Below are 8,443 nucleotides of genomic sequence, written 5' to 3'. Positions count from 1 at the left end.
CTGGGCAAAATATGCCGACGCCTTGCGCAGGATCTCATTGGCTTGGCGAAGCTCGCGGTTCTCGCGTTCCAGTTCCTTCATCTTCGCGGCGATGTCGCTTGGCAGACCTGCCCGCTTCCCGGTATTGATCTCGGCCTTCTTCACCCAATCCAGCAGCGTATGTGCTGAGCAGCCGATCTTGGCCGAGATCGACTGGCAGGCAGTCCAGCGGGAAGAATGATCAGCCTCGTGATCCATCACCAACCGCACCGCGCGCTCGCGCACCTCAGGGGAAAACTTGTTTGTCGTTTTGCTCGTCATGGCTCCATCCTATTTGGAAGTTGGAGCCTCCGGCAAACCCGGCGCGGTTCAGTCACGATCTATGGCCTCTGGCGCAATGGCCTTGGATTCTTCCGCTTGTTCCTGCCGTCCGGCGTGCCGCTTGTGCTCGCACCGATTATCGTTCCGATTGAGATGGTGTCGTATCTGTCGCGGCCGATCAGTCACTCCGTGCGTCTGTTTGCCGTCATGCTGGCAGGACACATTACGCTCAAGGTGTTCGCTGGGTTTGTCGTCTCTCTCGGCAGTCTGGGGACATTGGGCCTCTTTGCGACAGTTCTCCCGTTACTGATGACGATAGCCCTCACGGGGCTGGAATTGCTCATGTCGGTCATCCAGGCGTACATCTTCACAATGCTGTCGTGCATGTACCTTAAGGATGCGCTGCAGTCAGAACATTGATCGCTGCCTGCGGTTTCTTATATCTAGGGAGAGAGGACGGCCTCTCACCTTCCAATCAACACGCGGGACGACCCGACCCTTTCAGGAAAGGTCAGTCATGGCTTGGGCCTATCTCATTCTCGCGGGTGTGCTGGAAATTATCTGGGCGTACTTCATGAAGAAGTCGTCTGGCTTCTCCTTGCTCGTTCCCAGCGCGATCACGATCGTTACAATGATTGCAAGCTTCGCGCTGCTGTCGATCTCTATGAAGACGCTGCCGCTTGGTACGGCCTACACCATCTGGACAGGGATCGGTGCGGTCGGCGCATTTGCCGTTGGTGTGTTCGTGCTCGGCGAGGCGGTCAATCCGATGCGGCTCGCCGCGGCTTTGTTCATCGTGGTTGGAATCGTCATGATGAAACTGTCCACGACAGCGTAGGCATCGACGCTGAGGCTACCCTCGGTCCCCCACAAATGAAAAGCCCTTCCGCTCATTCGACGGAAGGGCTTTTCGCATTCAGGAGCGCTGTTGTGGCGCGCACCGGGGTGGCTGGCCTTAGAAATACGCCTGCAGCGGGCGCACTTCGAGCGAGCCGGCCTTCAGGGCGGCTATGGCTTCGGTGGCGGCGGCGGCACCGGCCATGGTGGTGTAGTAGGGCACCTTGTGCATCAGCGTCGCGCGGCGCAGGGACTTGGAGTCTGAGACCGCCTTCTGGCTGTCTGTGGTGTTGAACACCAGATGCACCTGACGGTTGCGGATCGCGTCCTCGATATGCGGACGGCCTTCCAGAACCTTGTTGACCTTTTCGGCGGCGACGCCGTTTTCGGCCAGGAAGCGCTGGGTGCCGCCTGTGGCGAGTACGCGGAAGCCGAGGTCGACCAGCTTCTGCACCGAAGGCAGCACCTTCACCTTGTCCTCGTCGCGCACCGACACGAACAGCGTGCCTGAACGCGGCAGGTCGACGCCAGCGCCGAGCTGGCTTTTAGCGAAGGCGAGCGCGAAGTCGGCATCGAGGCCCATGACCTCGCCGGTGGACTTCATCTCAGGCCCGAGCAGTGTGTCGACGCCGGGGAAGCGGGCAAACGGGAATACCGCTTCCTTGACCGCGATGTGCTTTAGTTCGGACACGTTCGGCTTGTCGCCATAGTGGTCGAAGGCGTTGTCGAGCGTCTCGCCGGCCATGATGCGCGCGGCAATCTTGGCAATCGGACGACCGACCGCCTTGGCGACGAAAGGCACGGTGCGCGAGGCGCGCGGGTTGACTTCGAGCACGAAGATCTCGCCGTTCTTGATCGCGTACTGGATGTTCATCAGGCCGCCGACCTTGAGGCCCTTGGCCAGAGCCGTCGTCTGACGTTCCAGTTCTGCGACCAGTTCGGCCGAGAGCGAACGCACCGGCAGCGAGCAGGCGCTGTCGCCGGAGTGAATGCCCGCTTCTTCGATATGCTCCATGATGCCGGAGACATAGACATTGTCGCCGTCGCACAGGGCGTCGACGTCGATCTCGATGGCTTCCGATAGATAGGTGTCGAACAGCAGCGGGTTCTTGCCGAGCAGCGTGTTGATCTGGCCGGTCTTGTCGTTCGGGTACTTCTGCTTGATGTCTTCCGGAACGAGGCCGGGGACGGTGTCGAGCAGGTAGGACTGCAACATGCTTTCGTCGAAGATGATCTGCATGGCGCGGCCACCCAGAACATAGGACGGACGCACGACCAGCGGGAAGCCAAGCTCGGAGGCAACGGTGCGGGCCTGCTCGACGGAGAAGGCAATGCCGTTCTTCGGCTGCTTCAGGTTGAGCTTCTTGAGAAGCTTCTGGAAGCGGTCGCGGTCTTCGGCCAGGTCGATCATGTCCGGCGCGGTGCCGAGGATCGGTATGCCGGCTTCTTCAAGCGCTTCGGCAAGCTTGAGCGGCGTCTGGCCGCCAAACTGGACGATGACGCCGTGCAGTTCGCCGGATTTCTGCTCGGCACGCAGAATTTCAAGCACGTCCTCAGCGGTGAGGGACTCGAAATAGAGGCGGTCGGAGGTGTCGTAGTCGGTCGACACGGTCTCCGGGTTGCAGTTGATCATGATGGTTTCGTAACCGGCATCCGACAGAGCGAAGCAGGCGTGGCAGCAGCAATAGTCGAACTCGATGCCCTGGCCGATACGGTTGGGGCCGCCGCCGAGGATGACAACCTTTTTCTTGTCCGAAACGTTGGATTCGTCCGCCAGCGCACCGGCGAAGGGCACTTCGTAGGTCGAATACATATAGGCGGTCGGCGACTCGAACTCGGCCGCGCAGGTGTCGATGCGCTTGAACACCGGATGGACGTCGAGCGTACCGCGCAGTGCGGAGACGTCGGACGCTTCCTGGTTGGTGAGCGAGGCGAGGCGGGCGTCTGAGAAGCCCATCGCCTTGATCATGCGCAGGTTTTCGCCGTCCTGCGGCAGGCCGTGCTCGCGGATCCGCGCTTCCATCTGGATGATGCCGTGGATCTGCTCAAGGAACCACGGATCGATCTTGCACATGGCGTGGACGTCTTCGAGGGACGTGCCCATGCGCATGGCCTGCGCAACCATGCGCAGACGGTCAGGCGTCGGGGTGCCGAGCGCGCCGCGGATGGCGTTCTTGTCGTCGCCCTGGCCAAGGCCGGGGATTTCGATCTCATCGAGGCCGGTCAGGCCGGTCTCGAGGCCGCGCAACGCTTTCTGCAGCGATTCCTGGAAGGTGCGGCCGATCGCCATGACCTCGCCAACGGATTTCATCGCCGTGGTCAGCGTGTTTTCAGCTCCGGGGAACTTTTCGAAGGCAAAGCGGGGAATCTTGGTGACGATATAGTCGATCGAGGGCTCGAACGACGCAGGTGTAGCACCGCCGGTGATGTCGTTCTCAAGCTCGTCCAGCGTGTAGCCGACAGCAAGGCGCGCCGCGACCTTGGCGATCGGGAAACCGGTGGCCTTGGATGCCAGCGCCGAAGAGCGCGAGACGCGCGGGTTCATTTCGATGACGACGAGGCGTCCGTCAGCCGGGTTGACGGCGAACTGGACGTTGGAGCCGCCGGTTTCGACACCGATCTCGCGCAGAACTGCAAACGATGCATTGCGCATCATCTGGTATTCCTTGTCGGTCAGCGTGACGGCTGGCGCGATGGTGATGGAGTCGCCGGTATGGACGCCCATCGGATCGACGTTCTCGATCGAGCAGATGATGATGCAATTGTCGTTCTTGTCGCGAACGACTTCCATCTCGTACTCTTTCCAGCCAAGCACGGATTCTTCGATAAGAACTTCCGTGGTGGGCGAAGCGTCGAGGCCGGAATTGATGATGTCGAAGAATTCGGCGCGGTTGTAAGCGATGCCGCCGCCGGTGCCGCCCATGGTGAAGGACGGGCGGATGATCGCGGGAAGGCCGACATGATCGAGCGCCTGCGCAGCCAGACCCATGGCATGCGCGATGTAGCGCTGCTTACGGTCGACTTCGCCGAGGTTCCACTCATTTTCGAGCGCGTCGAGCGCAGCGTCGAGATCTGCGGGGTTGGACGCTTTCAGTTCTTCACGGCGCGCCTCGTGCGCCTTGCGGTCGGCATCCTTGACGTCGGTGGCGTTGGCCAGCATCGACTTCGGCGTTTCCAGTCCGATCTTGGCCATCGCCTCGCGGAACAGCGCGCGGTCCTCGGCCTTGTCGATGGCTTCGGCGTTGGCGCCGATCATCTCGACATTGTAGCGATCGAGAATGCCCATGCGACGCAGCGACAGGGCCGTGTTGAGCGCGGTCTGCCCGCCCATGGTCGGCAGCAGCGCGTCAGGGCGTTCCTTGGCGATGATCTTGGCAACGACTTCCGGCGTGATCGGCTCGATATAGGTCGCGTCGGCCAGCTCCGGATCGGTCATGATCGTGGCCGGGTTGGAGTTGACCAGAATGATGCGGTAGCCTTCGGCCTTGAGCGCCTTGCACGCCTGCGTTCCCGAATAGTCGAACTCGCACGCTTGCCCGATGACAATCGGACCTGCGCCGATGATGAGGATCGACTTGATATCGGTACGTTTTGGCATGGGGGAGCGTCCGTCTTTAAGGGCTTGCCTAAAACCCGGCTTGGATGCTCCGATTGCGCGATAGCGCGAACGGAGGCCCCGGCCGGTTCTTGGACAAGTGGGATTCTGTCAGGCTAAGCGCGCTATATAGGGTAATGACGCGACGGATGGAACCCCGGAAATGAGGTTCTCCAAGACGTGCGAACGGAAGGCGGCATATTCACCCGTCAGGAGGACAGTTTCAGTCCAATCATGCCGGTAATGATGAGTGCAACACTGGCGATACGCCCAAGCGTCGCAGCTTCGCCCATCAGGACGATGCCGACTGCGAAAGCTCCCACGGCTCCGATTCCGGTCCAGATCGCATAGGCTGTCCCGAGCGGCAATGTGCGCATGGCAATGGCGAGGAGCCAGACTGACCCGGCCATCGCGACGGCGGTGGAGATCGTCGGCCACAGGCGCGTGAAGCCTTCCGATTGCTTCATTGTGGTGGCCCACAGGACTTCCAGCAATCCGGCGATGCCAAGGTAGATCCAGGCCATGCGTGTGCTCCTTGTGTCTTTCAGGAATGGGGCTGGCGCGGGATGAGCCCATCACCAGCCCTGCCGGATCAGGCGGCTTGCGATAGTTCGGCGCGGGTGCGGCCGATCATCAGCGCGGCCTGTGCAGCCTCGCGACCCTTCTGGACAAAGTGGCTGCGGAAGATTTCGCGGTGGTGGTCGGTTTCCTGGAAGTGGTGCGGCGTGAGCGAAACCGACAGGACGGGTATGCCCGTGTCCATGCCGGCGCGCATCAGCCCGTCGACCACGGCCTGCGCGACGAAATCATGGCGGTAGATGCCGCCATCGACCACGAGCGCTGCGGCCGCGACGGCGGCATAGCGGCCGGAGGCTGCCAGATCGCGCGCCAGAAGCGGCATTTCGAAAGCGCCGGGAACGTCGAAAACATCGACCTGTTCGGCTGGAATAAGTTCGAGGAAACCGTCGAGCGCGCGGCTGACGATATCGGCGTGCCAGTTGGCCTTGATGAAGGCATAGCGGGTGGGTGTCATCATGATCTCCTTGCGTAGCGACACGTCACCCAAGGCGATCCCGGACGCCAACGAGCACGCAATGCGCGCATGTCGGCACCCGTTCTCTTTCGTCCGGACTATGACCGTCGGCTCAGGCCTCTCACCTGATCTGCTGACCCTTCGAGATGATCGAAGGCGCTCGCGGGCTCACAACCACAGTTGCATACCGCCGGTGGGGAATTTCGCCCCGCCCTGAGAACGCGGAGAACATAGTGCGAGTTGATACAGGATTGCAATTGATAATGCGGTTGTGTGTGATACGGCGGGGCAGCAAAGGAAGAGTGCCACATGAGTGGTTTGCTTGCGTTACTGGACGACGTTGCCGCAATCGCCAAACTGGCTGCGGCTCAAGTTGACGATATTGCCGGGCAGGCGGCCAAGGTCGGCGCGAAGGTCGCGGCGTCGGTGATTGATGATACCGCCAAGGCTGGAGCCAAGGCGGTTGGTGTCGTGATCGATGACACCGCCGTCACGCCGAAATATGTCGCAAACCTGCCGGCTGCGCGTGAATTGCCGATCGTGTGGAAGATTGCGCGTGGCTCGGTCTTCAACAAGCTGGTGATCCTGTTGCCCGCAGCATTGCTCTTGGACGCATTCGCGCCACGGCTGATGACGCCGCTTTTGATGGTCGGCGGTATGTATCTTTGCTTCGAGGGCGCCGAAAAGATCGTGCATCTGTTTGGCAACCACGAGCACAGCGATGCGTCTGAGGCCACGTTGGATGCAGCCTCTCTGGAAGAGCAACGCGTGGCAGGTGCGATCAAGACTGACTTCATCCTTTCGGCAGAAATCATGACGATTGCGCTGTCAGCCATCGAAGCGCAGGGCACGCTGACGCGGGGCATCATCCTTGCGCTGATCGCCATCGGGATCACCGCATTGGTCTATGGTGCAGTCGCGGTGCTGGTGAAGGCGGACGACGCCGGATTGAAACTCGCGCAGATCGGCAGGCTCTCTGCGACCAAGGCAATCGGGCGCGGCGTGGTCAAGGCGATGCCCAGCGTGATGACCTTCATTTCGACGGTGGGCACGGCAGCAATGCTGTGGGTCGGCGGTTCGATCGTCCTGCATGGTCTGGAGACATTCGGCGTGACTGTCCCCGGCCATTTCATCGGGCAGGTGGCGGCTCAGGCTGGCGACGCTTTCCCCGGCGCGAGGGGTGCCGTGGAATGGAGCGTGACAGCCGCGCTCGATGGCGTGTTTGGCCTGGCGCTGGGACTGGTGCTCGTGCCGGTAGTCAATCGCGTATTTTTGCCGGTCTATGCGGGTATTCGCGGAGTGAGCGAGGCCAATTAACGAAAAGCAGCGGAAGAGCGTGGACGTGGCGGCACCGGCGAAGGCCATGCGTGAAGGCGCGCTTGCGGATCGGGGTGAGGGAGCGCGCAGACGATGCGCGTTTCGGCGCGAGACTGGATCCCGAGTGGGCTGAGCCCGTATCCGCGCTGCATCTGGCTGCCATCCTGTCCGCTGCGCGCCACATAGCCCTGACCAACGCGAAAGAAGAGGTCGAGGCTCTTCTGCGTGGCCAGTTCGATGAGGGGCGTAAGGGTGGACATATCGCTGGAAAAATCCGCTGAATGGTGAGCGGACGCTATCCTTGAACGGATTAATACCCGATTAACGATGTTGAGGCTGCGGGAAGGGCAGGGACAACGGAGAAATACCGTGACCGGATGCAACCGTTGGGCTAGCTTTCCGTTTCGGCGAGGGTATTGGTTTTCTATTTTCCTGCGAGGGCTTGATCATGCTTTGGAAGGACCGTCGTCAAAGTGGCAATGTCGAAGACCGCCGGGGGCAGTCGCCGCGTATGCCGGGTGGTTTCGGGCGGGGTGGTCGTCCGATTCAGATACCGCTGGGGCGTGGCGTCGGCGGCGGTGGCATTTCCGGCATCGTCATTCTCGTTGTGATCTTCTTTGCTTTGCGCGCCTGCGGCATTGACCCGCTGCAAATTCTTGAAGGCGGTCCCATCGGCGGCGGCTCAAATGTCAGCGTTGATCGCGCTCCGACAGGCCAGCCGACGGATGAAGAAGCGCAGTTCGTGTCCGTTGTTCTCGCAGAAACCGAAGACGTGTGGAACGGCATCTTCCAGGCGGAAGGCCAGACCTACCGCGAGCCGTCGATGGTGCTGTTCAGCAATCAGGTCCAGTCGGCATGCGGTTTTGCTTCGTCTGCTTCCGGACCGTTCTATTGCCCAGGCGATTCCAAGGTCTATATCGACCTCGGCTTCTTCCGCGAACTGTCGCAGAAATTCGGCGCATCGGGAGATTTCGCGCAGGCCTATGTCGTAGCGCATGAAGTGGGCCACCACGTGCAGAACCTGATCGGCGTCTTGCCCGAATTCAACCGCCAGCGGCAGCGGATGAGCCAGACCGAAGCCAACCAGATGTCGACCCGCGTCGAATTGCAAGCGGATTGCTTTGCCGGGATCTGGGCGCACTTTACGGCGCAGAAGGGATTGCTTGAGGATGGCGACATCGAGGAGGCGCTGAACGCCGCGCACCAGATCGGTGACGATACGCTGCAGCGCCGCACGCAGGGCTATGTCGTTCCGGAAAGCTTCAACCACGGCACGTCCGAACAACGCGCGACGTGGTTTTCGAACGGCTTCCGCAATGGTCGGCTAGCGGATTGCGATACGTTCAACAATCCGGTCTGAG

Annotated in this window: 8 protein-coding genes, 1 pseudogene and 1 riboswitch; of the genes and pseudogenes, 5 read left to right on the top strand and 4 right to left on the bottom strand. The window is 61.1% G+C overall.

All coding sequences use genetic code 11. The annotated features are described in order from the left end of the window. Positions 1 to 300: transposase (locus BMZ42_RS06075; RefSeq protein ID WP_139207862.1), on the bottom strand; the 300-nt coding region annotated here is incomplete at its 3' end. A 48-nt stretch (positions 301 to 348) separates the two neighbouring features. Here BMZ42_RS06075 and atpB point away from each other — a divergent pair. Together atpB and BMZ42_RS06065 are read left to right on the top strand one after the other, a co-directional pair. Next, positions 349 to 720, top strand: a pseudogene (gene atpB / locus BMZ42_RS06070) (F0F1 ATP synthase subunit A); the annotation flags it as partial. A 97-nt stretch (positions 721 to 817) separates the two neighbouring features. Then, positions 818 to 1,138, top strand: coding sequence for a DMT family transporter (locus tag BMZ42_RS06065; RefSeq protein WP_091519854.1), 321 nt, complete (start codon positions 818 to 820; stop codon positions 1,136 to 1,138). A 117-nt stretch (positions 1,139 to 1,255) separates the two neighbouring features. On the opposite strand, the gene carB is transcribed toward BMZ42_RS06065, so the two are convergent. From carB to BMZ42_RS06050, 3 genes are all read right to left on the bottom strand, one after another. Continuing rightward, the gene (gene carB / locus BMZ42_RS06060; protein WP_091519851.1) at positions 1,256 to 4,735 is read right to left on the bottom strand and encodes a carbamoyl-phosphate synthase large subunit; all 3,480 of its coding nucleotides are present in this window, start codon (positions 4,733 to 4,735) and stop codon (positions 1,256 to 1,258) included. A gap of 206 nt (positions 4,736 to 4,941) precedes the next feature. Continuing rightward, the gene (sugE, locus tag BMZ42_RS06055) at positions 4,942 to 5,256 is read right to left on the bottom strand and encodes a quaternary ammonium compound efflux SMR transporter SugE (protein ID WP_091519848.1); all 315 of its coding nucleotides are present in this window, start codon (positions 5,254 to 5,256) and stop codon (positions 4,942 to 4,944) included. Positions 5,257 to 5,324: 68 nt separating this feature from the next. Beyond that, on the bottom strand, positions 5,325 to 5,765 hold the full coding sequence (locus BMZ42_RS06050; RefSeq protein WP_091519914.1) for a 6,7-dimethyl-8-ribityllumazine synthase: 441 nt from the start codon (positions 5,763 to 5,765) through the stop codon (positions 5,325 to 5,327). 77 nt (positions 5,766 to 5,842) lie between these two features. Continuing rightward, a riboswitch (FMN riboswitch) is annotated at positions 5,843 to 5,990 on the bottom strand. 84 nt (positions 5,991 to 6,074) lie between these two features. On the opposite strand from BMZ42_RS06050, the gene BMZ42_RS06045 reads away from it, so the two are divergent. From BMZ42_RS06045 to ypfJ, 3 genes are all read left to right on the top strand, one after another. Then, positions 6,075 to 7,082, top strand: a complete 1,008-nt coding sequence (locus BMZ42_RS06045) for a DUF808 domain-containing protein (protein ID WP_091519846.1) — start codon at positions 6,075 to 6,077, stop codon at positions 7,080 to 7,082. Positions 7,083 to 7,132: 50 nt separating this feature from the next. Further along, complete coding sequence (locus BMZ42_RS06040; RefSeq protein ID WP_091519843.1) at positions 7,133 to 7,363, top strand: hypothetical protein; 231 nt, start codon at positions 7,133 to 7,135, stop codon at positions 7,361 to 7,363. Positions 7,364 to 7,530: 167 nt separating this feature from the next. Next, positions 7,531 to 8,442: a KPN_02809 family neutral zinc metallopeptidase gene (gene ypfJ, locus BMZ42_RS06035; RefSeq protein WP_091519840.1), complete on the top strand. Its 912-nt coding sequence runs from the start codon at positions 7,531 to 7,533 to the stop codon at positions 8,440 to 8,442. Position 8,443 lies beyond the last annotated feature (1 nt).

The organism is Aquamicrobium aerolatum DSM 21857 (assembly GCF_900113935.1).
Lineage (GTDB): Bacteria > Pseudomonadota > Alphaproteobacteria > Rhizobiales > Rhizobiaceae > Aerobium > Aerobium aerolatum.
This window is presented reverse-complemented; position numbering and strand designations above follow the sequence as displayed.

Excerpts from the sequence above, each read along its gene's own strand:
- ypfJ (WP_091519840.1), top strand. The coding sequence starts at position 7,531 with ATGCTTTGGAAGGACCGTCGTCAAAGTGGCAATGTCGAAGACCGCCGG.
- carB (WP_091519851.1), bottom strand. The coding sequence starts at position 4,735 with ATGCCAAAACGTACCGATATCAAGTCGATCCTCATCATCGGCGCAGGT.
- BMZ42_RS06045 (WP_091519846.1), top strand. The coding sequence starts at position 6,075 with ATGAGTGGTTTGCTTGCGTTACTGGACGACGTTGCCGCAATCGCCAAA.
- BMZ42_RS06065 (WP_091519854.1), top strand. The coding sequence starts at position 818 with ATGGCTTGGGCCTATCTCATTCTCGCGGGTGTGCTGGAAATTATCTGG.
- sugE (WP_091519848.1), bottom strand. The coding sequence starts at position 5,256 with ATGGCCTGGATCTACCTTGGCATCGCCGGATTGCTGGAAGTCCTGTGG.
- BMZ42_RS06050 (WP_091519914.1), bottom strand. The coding sequence starts at position 5,765 with ATGACACCCACCCGCTATGCCTTCATCAAGGCCAACTGGCACGCCGAT.